We start from the raw sequence: 18,777 nt of genomic DNA, 5'->3' as shown, positions 1-18,777 counted from the left end.
GAGTGGCGTTTTAACTACAGTGATCCAAAACGTCAATTACACCAGCTAAAACAATGGGTTAAACAGGAACTGAACTAGTTATCTAGGACAGCCCCTTAATTTTAATGCAAGTTTAGGCTGATAAATTGTTTGTAGCGCTGAATAAAGCATCAATACCAGTATAAATAGAATAAAGGAAAAGCCATGTCTGCCATTTTAGAGGCGAAAAATATCAACAAGATATATGATGAAGGGGCGGTTAGTACGCAAGTACTGACTGGCTTGGATTTGACCGTCCATGCTGGCGAGCGCATCGCCATCGTTGGCACCAGTGGTTCAGGCAAGAGCACTTTGCTACACTTGCTTGGTGGTCTTGATACGCCAACCAGCGGTGAGGTCTGGCTACATGGTCAATTGTTAAATAGCATGAATGAAACTGAGCGCGGTGCCATGCGTAACAAGCATTTGGGGTTTATTTATCAGTTTCATCATTTATTAGCCGAATTTACTGCCATTGAAAACGTTGCGATGCCGTTACTGATGCGACCAGAGGTCTCAACGACTTCAGCAAGAGAGCAAGCAATTGCGATACTAGAAAGTGTCGGACTTGAGCACCGTCTGGCGCATAGACCTGGTGAGCTATCGGGCGGCGAGCGTCAGCGTGTGGCTATTGCCCGTGCTTTGGTTACGAAGCCGTCGCTTATTTTGGCAGACGAGCCAACTGGTAATTTGGACTATGACAATGCGCAAAGCGTGTTTGGATTATTATCAGAGCTGCAAAATACCATGCAAACCGCACTATTAATGGTGACACATGATCGCAATCTAGCGGCGCTGGCAGATCGTCAGTTATTGCTACGTAATGGTCATTGGGAGCAGTATTAACTGTTTTTTAACGCTGCATTTTTTAACGTTTTATTTTTAATAGCGTAAATGGTTATTGTTATTAAGTAGTAGGGTGTGTCCTGATTTAAGTCAATTGATATCTACATGGGCTAAAATTTGTCAAACGTCGTTGAACTGAACTGCTGGTTAATGTCACTATGATCTGTAGTATTTCTCTTGTTTGACGGCAATTTGTCTCGCTTTTATCATCATTACTAAAGTGAGGATATACCCTAGAACGACAAAATTTATGTTCAACAGGCAATAAGTTTTTAATAAAAATAAACGCAAAATGGGGCTACAAAATGCCGCCAATTTATTAAAGAAGGATTATTATGATGGATAGAGATGACGACCCAATCGCTGCTTTTGGCAGTGCCGAAGAAGGCAATGAACCTTTAAAACCCTATATGGATGTGAGGTTATTCGAGACAATTGATAAACAGGCACAAATAGATCTATTAACACCCGTTTTTGATGCCATTACTTTGGCTGGCGTTGATTATGATCTAAAAGCTCAAGACAGTGCAACGGGCAAACGCTATACATTGCTTAAAGATGAAAAAGTGGTTGAAGTTTTCGTGATGGACACTAGCCTTACGGACAACATCCTTGCTGCCATAGAAAAGAATAAAGAAGCAGAGTGACTGGTATCAACAGAGAAAATGGCTTTTGTTTTTAAGTCATAGCCAGCTTAAGGTGATATCGAGACATAGCATAGAATAATCGAGGACAGATGGTAACCTAGATTGCTGGCGTTAGCGAATGGTTGAAAGTAAAGGGTGGTTCGCTACGTTATGGTTACCATGACTTGAGAACAGCAGCATATATTAGGTTTTAGGTGATTTATCAGAAGGTTCTTGCTGACGTTTTTGCCAGCTCACGACGGTTTTGTAGCGCCAAACTGCCTTAAATGCCAGTCCACAAATGATGCTGGTCACAATCGCTAAGATCGTCAAGCCTATGCAAAAAGCAGCAATCGATACCGTGCCGCGATAGGTAATGAATGGATTTGCACCATCTGACAGTGCCCATAAGCTAAAATCAGCAATCATCCTGCCGATAAGCCGCAGACTAATCATCGGTACGTCAAGGATTTTGGCACCGATATAATAGCCTGCATAAAAGATGGGCAAGCTCGTAAGTGGATTGGTAATCCAAGTCAAGCCGAGCGCCATGGGAACATTGGCACGAAAAATTAATGAGCCAACTAGAGCCAGCAGCATCTGCCCTGGCAATGGGAAAAATGCACTAAGCACCCCGATATAGACCGCTTTATTTAAGCTATGTCGATTAAAGTGCCATAATCGTGGATCAGCCAAATGCGGTGCGAACAGTTTTAAGGTGCGACTTTCTAAGATTTTCTCTGGCGTAGGAAGCAGGTCTTTCAGACGTTTTTGGGGCACAGGATCGCCTTTTGTAATCGTTAGCTACAGTCCGCTCAATCGCATTGATGGTCTGCTATAAAGTAATATTATTCATAAAGTGTACAGCTGAGGATATAGAGAATAATGATGTCAGATTATCATCATCGCAATATGTCAGTCAGTATAGGGTAATAGTTATATAAATGCTATTGCATGACGTATCAGTTGTTGTTTCTGGTTTTAGTATCAATCTGTGTTTTGGTGTTTCGGTACATTTTCGTCATATTAAGTGGCTATTTATCATAACAAATGGCTTTATTTAGGCAAAAACTAATATTCACCTCATCAAGCAAGGAGCGCTGGTGTACTGGTTGATTGGTAGCTTGATTATTATCGCCATGATGGGCGTTTTGGCAGTCGCAGATAGTATGGCGATACCCACTAGTTCATCGTTAATGGATATATTTAATACTCCCACCTTATCTTTGTCGCTCATTATTTTTGCTATTATCCTGATTGTTATTGCCCAGTTTAATGTACCTTCTGCAAAACCCAGCCATTTATCGCAACATGCTGCTGGTCTCTCTTCACGTAATCCTTCATATAATACTTCACATAAATCTAAACTCTTCTTTCGTATCTTGACTCATGTTTTAGTTGCTGTATTGGCAATTGGATTAATCATTGGCAGTGCGCTGCAAGCCCTGATTAGCCATCAACAAGCAGAATTAACAGAAATCACTGAGCCAATGCGTGTGCAAGCATTAGTCACCATCGAAGGGATAAGTGACAGCGTTTATGACGTCGCCACGGACAGTGGCTATCGACAAGTTGCTGTCATTAGTGATATATCACCCTTGGTATCGGCGTTGGCGGTTGAAGATTTAGACGCTATGACCAGTAACTTTCTAATAGATGAAAATAATAGCCTAAGCAATAACAACCTATATGAAAATAACTCAGATAAGAATAACGGTAAGAATGTCACGTACCGTGTATTGCTCAACGCTTATCCAAAAAAACCATCAAAACAATCATCCAAGAAAAATTTGGACAGCAATCCGTTTGACCGCTTAAATTACTTACAACCTGGCGATCAGCTGTTTATGAGTTTAGCGCTTGCACCACTGGCGACCTCTGAGCAAGCGTTGAGCAATCCATCTGGTTTTGACAGTTATCGCTGGCTGCGAGGTCGTCATATTGATGGAGTCGCTAATATATTGACCGTTGGCACATCAAATGTCACCAATACTGAGGTATCAAAGCCAGCATTTTCCTCTTCTTCATATCTGCAGCGTTTTCAGACTTATATCAACCAAGGTCGTTGGCAATTACGCCAGCATTTTTATCAAGATTGGTCGACACAGACCACAGCAGCGCAACAGGCAAAAGCGGTCACTTTAAGTTTGCTCACAGGTGATCGCAGTTTAATCAATCGTGAGACCAAAGATCTATATCAACTGGCTGGTATTTCACATTTGCTGGCTATCTCTGGCACTCATGTGTTGTTTTTAGCGATTATGCTGGCGGGTGCAGCGGTTTTGCTTTTTGATCGGCTATGGCCAAGGATTTATCGTTATGTACCGCGTTGGCAAGTGCGCTGGTGGGTGATGATCGCTGCTGCTTTTATTTATGCGCTATTTACTGGTTTTGATGTACCCGCTGCTCGTACCGCATGGATGTTATTCGCGATAGGTTTGGTACGTTTAACATTATTGCCGGTTAGTACGATGCGGGTGTTGTTTGCATTGGCAGTGTTGATGGCATGGCTTGATCCCTACGTATTATGGCAGGCAGGGTACTGGCTATCTTTTATCGCAGTGGCATTACTCCTTAAATATGATGATGCATCATATACGCAATCAGCTGTCGTATCAGAAACGGCATCTGCTCATAATGCCAGTGTAGTAGAGACTGCATTCAATCGTGTTTGGATAATAGGCAAACGTGTATTCAAATTACAATTTTGGCTATTTATTACTTTATTACCTATTACATTGTTATTATTTGGCAAGGCGTCGCTGTGGGGTCTTGTCATCAATCTGTTTGCTATCGGTTTATTTGGTTGGGTGATTGTGCCGCTTAATCTGTTGGCCGGGCTTTGCTATCTTTTATCACCTGCTATTGCTGATAGTATTTGGCTGCTCGTTAGCGCCATTGTCGCGAAATTGCATGAACTGATAACGTGGTTAACTTCATTACCTGCATTGTCAGAAGCGTGGCTTTATACTCCTGTGAATGTCGCCATATTGCTGATGGTACTATTAAGTATGTTGCCATGGCTACTACCACGAGGATTTATCAGTCGTTGGCTGGCACTGCCGCTGCTAACCTTATTAATGATGACGGTATATGCCAATCAGCAATCACTAACGACGATACCGACCTTGTATATCTTATCAACGGGTGATCCCTATATAAGCGCTGCTTTGTTGCAGTATCCTGTTGTCAATAATGAGCAGTCATCCACAACAAATACGCATAAGACAAACATCAGCTGGCTATTTTTATCTGACCATAGACCCAATGCTGCACGAACGATGCCCAGTAATCTAACGGCGAATAAGCTGTCGATGACATTGGCGCAGCAGTTGGGTAGCTTGTCAGTTGATATACTAGAGGGTATGGTTGTGCAGAGTAGCAGTGCTGGATTGACGGATACGCTTACTACTGATAAGAAGTATTTAGCTTCTAATGCTAGTGCTTCTGAGCTGTTGCCTTTGACGGTTTTTCAGCTTAATCAGCATTTACCTATTAGTCAGTATTGGCAAGCAGGACGCTCTGATCGTTGGTCTGCATTTCAGCAAGCCTATAAAGTCACTAGCCAACCCAAGGACATGACGAATATCAGTGTGCAACGCTGTGAACAAGGCAAAACATGGCAGTTGGGCAATGGTGACTTGTCCATACAAGCATTGACAGGGTGGAGCAAAATAGACAGTCCGAGTGTTTGGGATTGTACGGTGGCTATAGATGCCAGCTTGCCCATAAGGGTATTAAAGTATAATGCGGCTGATCCACTCAAATCAATACCTGCCACTGCGCAGACACTCACATCAAGTAGCCATCCATCGACTCATCAAGCCAATATGCCTCAGGCACGTGTGATATTAAATGCAGATACCCATCAGCGTATTTGGCAAATGTGGAGATTGTTATGTCCAGTTGAACCACCTGAGCAACCACGCACTTTTCGTAATGTGACATGGCTAGGACATAGCACATCACAGATAACTAACGATGTGATAAGTCGTCAAACAATCACTGAAATGATCACTTATGATGACAAAATGCCAGAAGCAACGTTGTTTCTCAATGCGGCAGTAGATACTACCAATATCACGCCATAAAAATATCGCTTATCTAATCAATGTTACAATATAGTGATATTTCCCAGTTATACTATTGAACCATGATTGAAATACCACCATACTTAGCAGCCTATGAATATAGATGACTGTGACCGTATTTGGAGTGAGAAGCAGCTCATTACTGACTGTATTTCTATCTTCTCTTTTTATTGCTTTAGACTGTTTCTGACTTAGGAAGTTATATGCCCAACTGGCCACCAGACCCTAACAAACGTCCTGACAATTCGGCAAATCAGCCAGTACCGATGTCGCCGCCAAGCCAGCCGAGTGGACAAGAATGGCGATTGCTTGAAAACACTTTATTGGCTAGTGTGGTCGAGCAACGCCGCGCCCGTCGCTGGAGTATCTTTTTTAAACTATTGACCTTTGGTTATATTTTACTGATATTTCTGACGCTTGGTCGTAGTTGCAGCAGCAGCGCGCCAACGGGTTTAGATGGTGTCGACACGAGCAAGCCGCATTTAGCCGTGGTTGAGCTACAAGGTGTCATTAGTAGTGGCGATGTGGCCAACGCTTATGATGTCAATGAGGCATTGACCCGTGCTTTTGAAAATAGCAATTCAAAGGCGGTAGCATTGGATATCAATTCACCTGGTGGCTCACCAGTACAGTCTGATGAGATTTGGCAGACTATGATGGATTTGCGTAAAGAATATCCAGACAAAAAACTCTATGCAGTGATTGGTGATATGGGTGCTTCTGGCGCGTATTATATTGCTTCTGCGGCGGATGAGATTTATGTGAATCCATCAAGTTTGGTTGGCTCTATCGGCGTGATTATGCCAAGCTATAACATCAAAGGTTTGATGGATAAAGTTGGCGTAGAAGATCGTACGATTACTGCTGGTGAATACAAAGACATATTAAGTTTGTCACGTCCGTTAACGGATTATGAAGAAAAACATGTCGAAAAAGTATTAGACAACACCCACAAGCATTTCATTAATGCAGTGAAAGAGGGTCGCGGTGATCGTCTCAAAAATCCTGAACAAAATAAGCTGTTCTCAGGGTTATTCTGGACAGGCGAGCAGTCGATTGAGCTTGGCTTAGCCGATAAGAAAGGCAGCATCGCTAGCTTAGAAAAGCAGTTAGAGCTGGATAATGTGATCAATTATAGCCCAACAGATCCGTTCCAATTATTCATGGACCGCTTTGCTGTTAAATTGGGTGCGGGCATTGGCTCTAGTGTCAGCCTTGATGTTTTACCGCAAGAAGAAGGTAATGCGCAGATGCGTTAAGCGTGTTATGTTTGAGATTTACTGTGTATGATTGTTGAGGCTGAGCGTATGATTATGCTCAGCCTCAATTGTATATGAGATTCAATGATTATAAAAAACACCCTAAATAGCGACTTAAATCGAAGAGAGCTTGTCATGAGTGATGAAATTAATTTGCCAACTTTTACTGCTTTACCTTTCTCTACAATAACCAACAAACCTGTCTTGCATTTTGCTCATGCTAATGGGATGCCAAGTGCGGTTTATCAGCCATTTTTTGAGAAGTTAGCAGAATTTTTTACCATTGAATATATTGCCATGCTGGGTGCAACGCCTGATTATCCAGTCGATGACCATTGGCGCAGCCTTACACAGCAGATTATTGATAGTGTCAAAAATACCTGTGAGAAGCATGGCGTGACGCAAATAGTGGCAGTGGGTCATTCGCTTGGTGCAATGTGTACCTTGCAGGCATTGTATCGTGCGCCGCAGTACTTTGCCCAAGCGGTACTCATGGATCCACCTTGGATTTATGGCAAAGTGAGTTTGCTATGGCATTTGGCAAAGACGGCGGATAGATTGCCGATGATGAATAACCGCCTGATGGATAAATTGTCACCAGCTGGCGTGTCTAAGCATCGCCGTGATGTCTGGGAGAGCCGCGCAGATGCATACGATAAGATGCGGCATAAAGGTTTTTTCAAAAACTTTGATGAACGCAGTTTTCAAGGCTATATCGAGCATGGGCTACACGAACGTGCGGATGGCAAAGTGACATTGGCGATTCCGAAAGCCAGTGAGGTCGCTGTCTTTCGCACCAATCCATCTTGGTATTGGCTGGCACCAAATCATGGACCAAAGCCGCCTGTTACTTTGATTATCGGTCAAGACAGTATCTTTTTAAAACGCCAATTTCCGCAACAAATAAAGTCGCGTTTGAATATTCCTTATGAGACCCATGCCGGTGGTCATATGTTTCCACTTGAGTATCCAGAGTCGGTCTCTCAACAAGTATTATCATTGATTGAGCAGCAACTACCAACATAATCGCTGATGACTATTTCTGCTCATTATTGCTTATGCTAGGGCGTGTCCTCATTTTAAAAATGGTGATCAAAATGAGATAAATTGCCGTCAAACAAGGAAAGTAGCGCAAATAATATCGAGATATTGATAAGCTATTTAACGATGTTTGGTAAAATTTAGCCATTTTTAACTCATTTAGAGGATAATCGATTGAATTGAGGACACGCCCTAGATGCGAGCTGACAAAATATCCGTTTGAGTAATGACTTTATGCTAAAAAATGCTACTGGTTCATACAATCTTAATACGCCGCCTAAGCGCACGCCGCTATTTTCACGATTGGGTGTATTTCTACTGACTGTTGGTATGCTGACGGCATTTTTTATCAGTCAGCTGCTAGGCGTATATATCGCTGGCAAGCTGGTCTTACCGGCTGCTAAAAATTCAACCATGGCTGATATCTTCTTTTTTGGTAGTAACGATGGCACCGTGGTCAGCCTCTCTATTATCATAGGCTGCGTGCTATTAATTGCTATTAGCCTTTTGGTGATACGTGTAAGAGGCGGCGATAGTCGGCAGTATTTAGCGCTAAAGCCGTTCTCATTTGCGGTGGGTATGGGATTGCTTGGGCTGCTGTTGATATTTATGATTGGCAGTCAGGCATTGACTTATTTGCTTGATAAATCGCCACTGCTCTTCGTCGACCCTTTATATCAGTCTGTCAGCTCAGTATGGCTGTTGATATTTGCAATGGTCATTGTCGCGCCAATCTATGAAGAGCTGATATTTCGTGGTCTATTATGGTCAGCGATCGCAGAGCAATTTACCTCGTCAACTTATTCAAGGCATCGAGGGGAAATCGTAGCAAGCGTCGTGACCAGCTTGATATTTGCGGTGATCCATGTGCAGTATGGTATTTATGAAATCAGTACCATTGTGGTACTGGCATTGATATTTTGCTACGCGCGTATCAAGTCAGGCTCGCTGTTACTGCCGATATTATTGCATATCGTGAATAATGGGGCGGCGATGTGGCAATATATTGCGCAAACCGCCTAAATAAATAATGGATATTTCGGCATTACTATTGCACTTTTATAGCTGTCATCATAATGATGGATTTTCTTAAGCATCAGGATTTAGTAGTAACACCTCATCCGCTGCCCGTTTTATATCATCGATTGTTAGCTGAGGTTTACCACTTAACGCCTGTCGCCATTTGCGCGCACCCGTCAGTCCTTGAAACAACCCTAAATAATGTCTTGTCATCGTTGGCAGTGCTTCACCTTTAGCAATCTGCGCCTCCATATATGGATACAGCTGCGCTAGAATATCTGAGCGCTTAGGTGCTGATTCGTTCCATAAGCTATTGGTTTCTGCTAATAGGTAAGGGTTGTGATAAAACGCGCGACCAATCATCACGCCATCCACATGCTGCAAATGTGCTTCGATGTCTTTAACAGTATCGATGCCGCCATTAATCTCGATATCGAGCTGTGGAAAATCTTGTTTGAGACGATAGACATCCTCATAACGTAGCGGTGGTATTTCTCGATTTTGCTTGGGGCTAAGCCCTTGTAGCCATGCAGTACGTGCATGGACAATAAAGCGTGTACAACCTGCTGCTGCCACTTTTTCTACAAAATCCACCATAAACTCATAACTGTCAAAATCATCGATACCAATACGATGCTTCACGGTTACTGGGATATCGACCGCCGCTTGCATGTGTTTGACCAAATCGGCAACCGTGTGCGGCTCTGCCATGAGGCAAGCACCAATCTTATTATGCTGTACGCGATCAGAGGGACAACCAACATTGATATTGACCTCATCATAGCCATGCTGCTGCGCAAATTCAGCACATTGCGTCATCTCGCTAATATCTGCGCCGCCCAGCTGTAGTACCAGCGGATGCTCAAGCGTATCAAAGCGCAGATGCCGTGCTCGATTGCCATGTATCAGCGCGCCCGTACTGATCATCTCGGTGTACAAATAAACATGCGGATTGAAAAGCCGAGCAAAATAACGATAATCCGTCGTTGTCCAGTCGATCATGGGTGCAACGGAAAGACGTTTGTTGGTCATATCAACCATGGTTTTGAGCCTTAATATTTTATAATATTGGTGTCTTAAATAAATGAACAAGGTGCAATGTATGAGACATACGATTGCACCTTAAATTTGTAATTTCAATCTTTATGCAGCTACTAGCTAAATAATGTGGTCGATTTTTTTAAATTCAGGCAAATTATAAAAATAAATACCCATTATTATGCCGATAAAACCGATAAATGCAATGTAGAGCGCTGGTGAGAAGCTCACATACAAAGTGGCATAACCCAGTCCAAAAGGCACAAGCACTCCAACAATACCGTAGGCGATATTATAACAAAAAGCCATTCCTGTTAGTCGTACATTGGTCGGAAATAACTGTACAAGGATGGCAGGTATCATCCCAACGATGCCAGCACAAAAGCCTAAAAGCGCATACATAATGAGGATGTAGTCACCGCTGGCTTGCAGATGGTAAAAAAAGGCAAACATCTGAGCGATCAAAAGAATAGAGCCAACCGTCAGAATCTTACCGAAGTTTTGGTGGTTGGATATTATCCCGTAAAAAATACAACCAAAAACCATGAACACAATACCCAGACTGTGTGAGAATCCAAATAAATCGCTGTCTAAGGTAAAACGTAATTCAATCAAATCGGGTAGTAATAGCACAACAACGGTCGTGATGCTAGAAACAATAAGCGTGAGAACCATGCCGATAAATAGCGAATGTTTGCAATGCTTAAAGAGTAAATTGAAGGGTTTGGCAACATAATCGCTTGGTTTTGAGTTTTTCATTTCCAGAAAAAAGGGTGACTCATCTATCCATCGCCACGCCAGTAATGGTAATAAACTCAGAATAGCCGCGATAAAAAATGGCAAGCGCCAGCCGTAATTAGCCAATTGCTCAGTCGTCATAGAATTGGTTAACCAAAGAAAAAAGGCATTAGAAAACAAAACGCCTACATAAAAACTGGCGGTGACATAGCTACAAGATACTGACGAATATTGGCGCGGCACATGCTCTGCCACAAAAACCCAAGCGAGTGGCACATAAAGACCAAATGCCATGCCTTGTATCAGCCTCAAGACTATAAATAAGGTTGGTGCAATCAGCCCCCATTGCCCATAGGTCGGTAAGCAAGCCATCGCCAACAAGCTGACCGCCGTCACTAATATACTGATCAATAGTATGGGTTTTCGGCCTTTGATATCACCATAACGACCAACGATGATACCGCCAAGTGGGCGTGCCAAATAGCCAATTGCAAATAGACCAAGCCCTTGCACCTTTGTAATAGCTGGGTCGATATTAGCAGGGAAAAAAGCGGTCGCCATGATATCTGCTAGATATAAATAAATCAAAAAATCAAAAAACGCGACTGCGCTGCTAAAGCAGATAAACAGTACGGTGTTTCTGTCTTTAGAAGACATCATTGCATATTGAGAACGAGAAGGCATAATAGGTCGCGCATCCACATATAATAGTATTCGTTAAGCCGATTATTATCTGGATAACCGGCTATAATAAAAAACGACAAATCAATATGAAAAATAATGATTTGTCGAAAAAATAAAGACGTTTGAGCTAAAAGTTATTGGGCAACAAGCCTCGGAGTTAAAAGCACTTGAATGAAAAGCACTTGAATGAAAAGTGCTTAAATGAAAAGCACTCCAACTAAAAAGTGCTCAAACTAAAAAAATTGGGCAAAAGAATCACTCAATAGCGCTGTTATTATTTAAATATGACTAGGTTTTAAAGTGCTTTTGATGGTGGCAGCTATAGCAACCAATCAATAGGTAGCCATGACATGATGGTCAGCCAGACATGATCGCTGATATCGACGCGTGGCTCTGAATCATAAACCACTTTTTTATCGTCTTCCATAGTATGCCACTGTAGCTTACCATTATCTGATAGTTTGACTTCATAAGCTTGGTTTAGCAGGTCATCGCTCAGCGCACCATGCAATTGTTTTGCCAGCTCATCATCATTGATGATCACACCCATCTCTGTATTGATATTGGCAGAGCGAGGGTCGACATTATAGGAGCCAATGAATACTTGATAGTCATCAACGGCAAACGTTTTTGCATGTAAACTGGTTGAGGATTGACTACGAGCTTTCCAAAGCTTGTTTTCGCGTTTTTCCTCAGAGGCGGTGGATTTTAGCTCGTAGATTTTAACACCAGCGCGCAGCAAGTTAGGTCGCCATTGACTATAGCCAGAATGCACAGCAGTCACGTCGGTCGCATCAAATGAATTGGTCAAAATCTTAATCTCGATACCAGCTTCAGCCAATTGCACTAAAGTATTGACACCATCTTTGGTGGGTACAAAATAAGAGGAAATGATGGTTAGCTTTTTGGTTGGGCTGCCTAATAAGGTACGCAATTGATGCACCAAATTGGTATCCGCTGGTACCGTTTTAGTCAGCTTGCCCACATCATCACTCAAAAACTGCATGTCTGTCCAGCGAAAAGGCACGCGTTTATTGACCAAGTCACTGTCTATCGTTGACTCTTCTAGCGCTTCTTTATACACCGTCAAATGATTGTCGCTACCTTTTTCGTCCTGACCGAGCTTGTCCAGTGCCGCTAGGAAATCAGGCGCTGTATTGTTGTCAGGTTTCACTAGCGTTTCGATGTCAAATGACAAAGGCGACGACCAATAGCTTGAAAAACTGTTGTCAATATCTGCGACGACTTTACCGATGAGTAAAACATCCAAATCCGCAAATTGACTATTTTGGTCATTGCTTAAATATTCATTGCCAATATTACGTCCCCCAATGATGGTAATCTGCTTATCAAAAGTCATGCTTTTATTATGCATGCGGCGATTGATACGTGGCAGACCTGTGACGTAGTTTAATGTTTGAAACTTACGGTGCATCAGCGGATTGATGATTCGTACCGCAATGTTCGGATGACTGGAAAAACGTAATAAATGCTGATCGAAGGTGGCATCATTATTAAAATCATCTAATAATAAGCGTACAATAATGCCACGTTCAGCCGCTTCCCACAGATCTTTCAATAGTAGCTGACCAGCTTGGTCATTATGCCAAATATAATACTGCGCATCGATATTACGTGTGGACATGTCCGTTAAGATACTACGAGAAGCAAAAGCATTGGCACCAGTTACAATGGGGTGATAGCCGGATAAATCTGGGTGAATATCATTCTGCTCGCTAATCGATGCTACCAGATCAACGTCATTGGTTGCTACTGTGTCACTTTGTCCAGTTTCTTGATTGTCTTCTTGTTGATATAAGTCATGTACTCGTGCTGATAATGCTTGGCTTTCAGGTAAGTGCGGCTGTTTTGGCAAAACCTGACATCCACTAAGACCTAAGGTTAGTCCGAGTGTTAGACTCAACGATAAGTTGCTTGGTTCTATACTGAACATCGACATAAATGAATTACCTTAGTGAGCCTTACATAAAGAAGTATTTGTTAGAAAGTCAGCGAGAGGGCATGTCCTCAGTTTTAGCCCATTAAAAAGACTATCAATTGAATGAAGAACATGCGCTAGTGCATCGTTTATTTTACCGATGATAGCACTGATTACGAAGCGTATAACAATATCGCCCAAAGCAAAAATTAAATCGCCGCTAAGCTTATCAGCTGTCGTCATCTATGCCTATTATAAATACGTTATTTTTGTTAGATTCAGCGACTTATTCAGTCATTATTTACTTATCGTCTCTCTTTCATCTGTTGTTGAGAAAGAGATAGATGTGTATTCAAAAATAATATTTAGCCATCGCTTGAAACCAGCTGTGTGGAATAAGTTGACATGATATGATAACGCTGATGCATTCGGTCGATAATCACAAGAATAAGCAGTCATTTTATATCAATCAAAATACCAATCAAAGCAACGGAATATTTATGAGTCAGTCGCAAGCCCATGATGATAAAAATGTAGATAAATTAGATCCAAACTGGCGCAGTGACGCGCTCAATTTAGATCTCGATTATGGTATGCAAACCATTGCTGTACGGGCAGGGCAACATCGTACCGATGAGGGTGAGCACTCAGAGGCTATTTTTACCACCAGCTCATACGTTTATACCTCAGCGGCAGATGCCGCGGCACATTTTAATGGAGACAAGACGGGTAACGTGTACTCACGCCATACCAATCCGAGTGTGCGTACCTTTGAGCGTCGTTTGGCAGCGCTTGAAAACGGAGAGCGCGCAGTGGCGACAGCCTCTGGCATGGGCGCGATTTTGACCATGTGCTTGGCATATCTGAAAGCGGGCGATCATTTGCTTGCTGCCAATCAATTATTTGGCTCATCGATTGGTCTATTTAATAATTATATGGCAAAGTTCGGTGTGGAAGTCAGCTACGTTGATTGCTTCGATAATGAGGCATGGGCAAACGCCGTTCAACCAAATACTAAAGTGATCTATTGCGAAAGCCCTAGTAATCCATTAGCCCAGATTTGTGATATCGGCTATTTAAGCCAGCTGTGTAAAGCCAATGATATCCTACTCATTGTGGATAATTGTTTTGCTACCCCAGCTTTGCAGCGTCCACTTGATTTGGGTGCCGATGTGGTGATTCATTCTGCCACTAAATATTTAGACGGTCAGGGGCGAGTACTTGGCGGCGCACTAGTTGGTAGCGATAAGCTGATGCAAGAGGCGTTTACTGTGGTACGTTCAGGCGGTATCAGTATGAGTCCATTTAACGCATGGGTATTTACCAAAGGGTTAGAGACGCTGAAACTGCGTATGCAAGCGCATTGTCAAAATGCCAATCAAGTGGCAGAGTTTTTGGTCAATCATCCCAATGTTAGTGCCGTACATTTCTCAGGTTTGAGTGATCATCCTGCTCATGAGCTTGCGACGCGTCAACATCATATGACAGATGGCTATGGTGCTATCATGGGTTTTGAAGTGAAACCGTCGGCTAGCTCTGATTCGAAATCTGCGGCTTGGCATGTCATTGATTCCACTCAAATGGTTTCTATCACTAATAATTTAGGGGATGCTAAAACCACCATTACTCATCCTGCAACAACGACCCATTTTCGCTTGAGTGCAAAAGAGCGCGCAGAAGCGGGCGTAAAAGATGGCCTTATTCGTTTGTCGGTCGGTTTAGAAGATGTAGAAGATATCATCAAAGATTTGGCACGTGGTTTAGACAGTTTGTAAAGATAACGGTATAATCGCGGTTAGCACTTTATATTAGGGCGTGTCCTCATTTCAAAAATGGTGATAAAAATGAGATAAATTGCAGTTAAACGAGGAAAATAGCGCAGATAATATCGGGATATTAACCAGCTATTTGACGATGTTTGGCAAGATTTAACCATTTTTAGCCCGTTTAGATATGATCAATTGAATTGAGAACACGCCCTAGTAAAATATCAATCATTTATGATTAAAAAACAAAAGAGGCAACTATGAATATTCAAGCATTAATGCAACAAGCACAAACGATGCAAAAGAAAGTCGAAGCAAACGTTGAAAACGCTAAAAAAGAGCTGGCTAATAAAGAAGTACAAGCTGAAGCGGGTAGTGGTCTGGTAAAAGTTACCATGACAGGTCGCCATGTGGTTAAGCGTTTAACCATCGATCCAAGCTTGCTAGAAGATGAGCCAGATATGATCGAAGATCTTATCGCTGCTGCTATCAATGACGCCGTTCGTCAAGCAGACGCGCTATACGAAGAAACCATGGCTGGCGCGACCTCAGGTATGGGTCTACCACCTGGTATGCAAGGTATGTTCTAAGTCATTATTTTTTAAGCCAAACACGACATATTAAAGACAAAATGGGGTTGTTATCGACACGATACGACCCCATTTTTATAGCTACGATTTATAAATTAAGTTAAATAGAGGAAGATGCTTTGCTGACAGCCAAATTTGATCAGCTGGTTAAACAGCTGCGTATTTTGCCGGGTGTAGGTCAAAAAAGTGCCCAGCGTATGGCGCTGCATTTGCTCACCAAAAAACGTCCACAAGGCATGGCACTTGCCCAAGCGCTTGATGAGGCGATGCGCGATATCGTCGAATGCCAACGCTGCCACAGCTTCAGTGATGATCAAATCTGTCCGCTGTGCCAAGATCCGCGCCGTGATGATTCCTTGCTATGCGTAGTCGAAACGGCAGCAGACGTGATGGCGATAGAGCAGACCGCCGGCTACCGTGGCCGCTACTTTGTGTTAGGTGGTCATTTATCACCGATTGATGGTATTAGCGCTGATGATTTGAATATTGAACAACTGGTCTGGCGGGTCAAGCAAGAGCCTGTTGAAGAGTTGATATTGGCGACTGGTACGACTGTCGAAGGGCAGACCACCGCGCACTTTATCAGTGCAGCGGTTAGTCGTCATGTTAATAAAGTCACACGTTTGGCACAAGGTGTACCAATGGGCGGCGAGCTTGAATATCTTGATAGCATGACCCTTGGACAAGCGATGCAAAATCGTTCATTTTTATAGCACACTGACATTTTTTCTATAACTTCTTTATAAAAACCAAGTCTTGTCCATTTTATTTCATGAAATTGTTATAATTGATTCACTAGGGCGTGTCCTCAATTCAATCGATAGTTATCTAAATGGGTTAAAAATGGCTAAATCTTGCTAAACGGCGTCAAATAGCTGACTAATATCTCGATATTATCTGCGCTATTTTCCTTGTTTAACTGCAATTTATCTCATTTTTATCACCATTTTTAAAATGAGGACACGCCCTAGTATTTTATTATTTACTTTTATTGAGACGCCCTTTAGCGTTTTATTTTTTCCTATTTATGCAGGTATCTGCCCGTGTCCAACCATGCTCCAACAGCTTCGACTGCTGCCATCCAATCAAACCTTGCAGACAACATTAACATTGCTGCTTCTGATGATTTATTAGCACCATCAATCAATTCTAAAATAGAGTCAGCAGATCTGCCGTCAGAGCCAGATATTGATGCGCTGCTAGATAGTGCCGACGAAGCTGCTGTCACGTGGGTGCGTGAGCAAAATGGTTTGGCTGAAGTGATCGATGCATTGGCAACTTGTGGTCGGGTGGCGTTAGATACTGAGTTTATCAAACGTGATACTTACTATCCGCGCTTGGCATTGGTGCAGCTGAATACCGGCAATCATATTTATCTATTAGATGCCCCTCAGTTGCAACTGACCGAATTGTGGCAGGCACTGGCCAAAGTTGATGTAGCGATTTGGCATGCCTGTGGTGAGGATTTAGGGATTTTTTATCTACTCTCTGGCTGTCCGCCATTGACCAATATATTTGATACGCAAATTGCGTTGTCTTACTTAACGGGTCAGTTGCAAATGGGCTATCAGCAAGCGCTTGACGACCAGCTAGACATGCACATTGATAAAGAACAAAGCCAGTCGGACTGGCTACAGCGTCCATTATCAGATGAGCAAGAGCAATATGCGATTGATGACGTACGCTTTTTGCCAGCGCTTTATTTAAGTCTTGAATATGCGTTAAAAAAGCAAGGTTTGTACGATTATGTATGGGCAGATTGCCAGCTTTATGCCAGTGATTTGTATGATGCTCAGCATGTTGAAGACAGCGCAATGTACCTAACAATGGCAGACTATCGTTATACTTCACAGCAGATGGCGATACTGCAAGCGGTTGCAACATGGCGCGAGGAGCTGGCGCGTTCGACCAATCAGCCGCGTACGTTTGTGATTAAAAAACAAGCAGTACGTGAGATCATCACTGAAAAACCAAGTAATATGCGAGAGCTTGCGCACAAAACCACGATGCATCGCAGTATGTTGCGCTTATACGGCGAAGAGCTGCTAAAAGTGATAAATCAAGCAAAAAACCTGCACCCTGCTGAATATCCTGATTGCCTATTACCGCCGTATCGCTCAAAAAATAAAGTACTGTCAAAAGCAGTGCAGCAAGCGATCGATGATCATGCACGAGCTATCGGCGTACCTGACAATGTATTGATGCGTAAAAAGTGGCTCGGGCAATTGTATGAAGTAATTGCTTTTGATAAGGAATTAAGCGAGCTGCCAGAAGGTTTAAAAGGCTGGCGGAATGACTGGGTCATGAACACCCTGATTCCAGTCATCAAAAAACATAAAACTGAGTTGCAGCAGGGTATGGGTATCAATGTTCGATAAGCCATAAGATTCTATCATTGATAAAAGATGATGCTTTTCTCAAGACGTAAGCTTGTTATGCTCGAACTGTCCATGTTGTAAAAAGTATTTGGTTTGCGCGGCTACTGTTTTATCGACCAGCATCCCAGTATGCGAAACTGGTAAAACTATATGATCCGTGGCAGCCTCTATTTTGGTTTCTTCTATATATACGGTGCCATCGTGTAGTAGATGTTCTACTGATGGCATATTATTTGTCTTACGCAGTTTGCGATTATGATATTGCAAAAACAACTGCCCTAGGCCATAAGGGCGATTACCCGCAATCACACCAAGAGTAATATGTTTTGGTAAAGGTGCAACGCTGCCATCTAAGGCATCGACGTATGAACTCCCTACCACAGATGGGGTCAAGCGCCATATATAGTCAGCACATACACTCCCTACATGCGGTGTCCCAAGTGTCACGCAGCGTCCTATCTGCCATTGCGGATATGTAGTGACAAAATCACGAATAATCAGGCCGCCCAAACTATGACCGACCAAATCTATCGGTTGGTCAGGGTGATGATGGTTTTCTAGCCAGCTATTTAGGCGGGCACTATTGGTTTTGATACCGTCACGCATACTACGATAACCGAATTGATGAGTATCAAATCCTGTTGCTTGCAAGCGTTTGGCGAGCGGTCGCATGATCCAAGCGGTTTGGTGCAGACCATGGATGAGAATGACAAGATTGTTTTTCTGCATAGTTAATTCTAACC

The 18,777-nt window shown here is 42.7% G+C and carries 15 protein-coding genes and 1 pseudogene; 11 read left to right on the top strand and 5 right to left on the bottom strand.

The window, feature by feature from the left end; genetic code table 11:
* From C8D84_RS06505 to C8D84_RS06495, 3 genes and pseudogenes are all read left to right on the top strand, one after another.
* Positions 1 to 78, top strand: a pseudogene (locus tag C8D84_RS06505) (IS1595 family transposase); the annotation flags it as partial.
* Between the two features lie 105 nt (positions 79 to 183).
* Positions 184 to 864 (top strand): lipoprotein-releasing ABC transporter ATP-binding protein LolD, encoded by a 681-nt coding sequence (gene lolD / locus C8D84_RS06500; RefSeq protein ID WP_045451357.1) that lies wholly within the window; start codon positions 184 to 186, stop codon positions 862 to 864.
* A 335-nt stretch (positions 865 to 1,199) separates the two neighbouring features.
* Positions 1,200 to 1,511, top strand: coding sequence for a hypothetical protein (locus C8D84_RS06495; RefSeq protein ID WP_228244504.1), 312 nt, complete (start codon positions 1,200 to 1,202; stop codon positions 1,509 to 1,511).
* A 183-nt stretch (positions 1,512 to 1,694) separates the two neighbouring features.
* Here C8D84_RS06495 and C8D84_RS06490 read toward each other — a convergent pair whose 3' ends face one another.
* On the bottom strand, positions 1,695 to 2,270 hold the full coding sequence (locus C8D84_RS06490; protein ID WP_228244503.1) for a DUF2062 domain-containing protein: 576 nt from the start codon (positions 2,268 to 2,270) through the stop codon (positions 1,695 to 1,697).
* 323 nt (positions 2,271 to 2,593) lie between these two features.
* Between C8D84_RS06490 and C8D84_RS06485 the strand changes: the two genes are divergently transcribed.
* The 4 genes from C8D84_RS06485 to C8D84_RS06470 all read left to right on the top strand — a co-directional run bounded on the left by C8D84_RS06485 (position 2,594) and on the right by C8D84_RS06470 (position 8,904).
* On the top strand, positions 2,594 to 5,581 hold the full coding sequence (locus tag C8D84_RS06485) for a ComEC/Rec2 family competence protein (protein WP_109590898.1): 2,988 nt from the start codon (positions 2,594 to 2,596) through the stop codon (positions 5,579 to 5,581).
* 203 nt (positions 5,582 to 5,784) lie between these two features.
* Positions 5,785 to 6,840: a signal peptide peptidase SppA gene (gene sppA, locus C8D84_RS06480; protein WP_045451362.1), complete on the top strand. Its 1,056-nt coding sequence runs from the start codon at positions 5,785 to 5,787 to the stop codon at positions 6,838 to 6,840.
* Between the two features lie 135 nt (positions 6,841 to 6,975).
* Positions 6,976 to 7,866, top strand: coding sequence for an alpha/beta hydrolase (locus tag C8D84_RS06475; RefSeq protein WP_109590917.1), 891 nt, complete (start codon positions 6,976 to 6,978; stop codon positions 7,864 to 7,866).
* A gap of 249 nt (positions 7,867 to 8,115) precedes the next feature.
* Positions 8,116 to 8,904, top strand: coding sequence for a CPBP family intramembrane glutamic endopeptidase (locus tag C8D84_RS06470; RefSeq protein ID WP_228244502.1), 789 nt, complete (start codon positions 8,116 to 8,118; stop codon positions 8,902 to 8,904).
* 66 nt (positions 8,905 to 8,970) lie between these two features.
* On the opposite strand, the gene dusA is transcribed toward C8D84_RS06470, so the two are convergent.
* The 3 genes from dusA to C8D84_RS06455 all read right to left on the bottom strand — a co-directional run bounded on the left by dusA (position 8,971) and on the right by C8D84_RS06455 (position 13,321).
* Entirely contained in the window at positions 8,971 to 9,942 is a 972-nt protein-coding gene (dusA, locus tag C8D84_RS06465) for a tRNA dihydrouridine(20/20a) synthase DusA (protein WP_109590895.1), read from the bottom strand.
* 117 nt (positions 9,943 to 10,059) lie between these two features.
* On the bottom strand, positions 10,060 to 11,361 hold the full coding sequence (locus tag C8D84_RS06460; protein WP_109590912.1) for an MFS transporter: 1,302 nt from the start codon (positions 11,359 to 11,361) through the stop codon (positions 10,060 to 10,062).
* Between the two features lie 319 nt (positions 11,362 to 11,680).
* Positions 11,681 to 13,321 carry a phospholipase D family protein gene (locus C8D84_RS06455; RefSeq protein WP_060491440.1) on the bottom strand — a complete coding sequence of 547 codons (1,641 nt, stop codon included), beginning with the start codon at positions 13,319 to 13,321 and terminating at the stop codon, positions 11,681 to 11,683.
* Positions 13,322 to 13,800: 479 nt separating this feature from the next.
* On the opposite strand from C8D84_RS06455, the gene C8D84_RS06445 reads away from it, so the two are divergent.
* The 4 genes from C8D84_RS06445 to C8D84_RS06430 all read left to right on the top strand — a co-directional run bounded on the left by C8D84_RS06445 (position 13,801) and on the right by C8D84_RS06430 (position 18,034).
* Complete coding sequence (locus C8D84_RS06445) at positions 13,801 to 15,075, top strand: O-succinylhomoserine sulfhydrylase (protein ID WP_109590910.1); 1,275 nt, start codon at positions 13,801 to 13,803, stop codon at positions 15,073 to 15,075.
* A gap of 251 nt (positions 15,076 to 15,326) precedes the next feature.
* Positions 15,327 to 15,656, top strand: coding sequence for a YbaB/EbfC family nucleoid-associated protein (locus C8D84_RS06440; protein WP_045445429.1), 330 nt, complete (start codon positions 15,327 to 15,329; stop codon positions 15,654 to 15,656).
* A 119-nt stretch (positions 15,657 to 15,775) separates the two neighbouring features.
* On the top strand, positions 15,776 to 16,369 hold the full coding sequence (gene recR / locus C8D84_RS06435) for a recombination mediator RecR (protein ID WP_109590891.1): 594 nt from the start codon (positions 15,776 to 15,778) through the stop codon (positions 16,367 to 16,369).
* Positions 16,370 to 16,699: 330 nt separating this feature from the next.
* Positions 16,700 to 18,034 carry a ribonuclease D gene (locus tag C8D84_RS06430; protein ID WP_109590889.1) on the top strand — a complete coding sequence of 445 codons (1,335 nt, stop codon included), beginning with the start codon at positions 16,700 to 16,702 and terminating at the stop codon, positions 18,032 to 18,034.
* 39 nt (positions 18,035 to 18,073) lie between these two features.
* Here the strand turns inward: C8D84_RS06430 and C8D84_RS06425 are convergent, their stop codons facing one another.
* Entirely contained in the window at positions 18,074 to 18,763 is a 690-nt protein-coding gene (locus C8D84_RS06425) for an esterase/lipase family protein (RefSeq protein ID WP_109590887.1), read from the bottom strand.
* Positions 18,764 to 18,777 lie beyond the last annotated feature (14 nt).

This window comes from Psychrobacter immobilis (assembly GCF_003148585.1).
Classification (GTDB): domain Bacteria; phylum Pseudomonadota; class Gammaproteobacteria; order Pseudomonadales; family Moraxellaceae; genus Psychrobacter; species Psychrobacter immobilis.
This window is presented reverse-complemented; position numbering and strand designations above follow the sequence as displayed.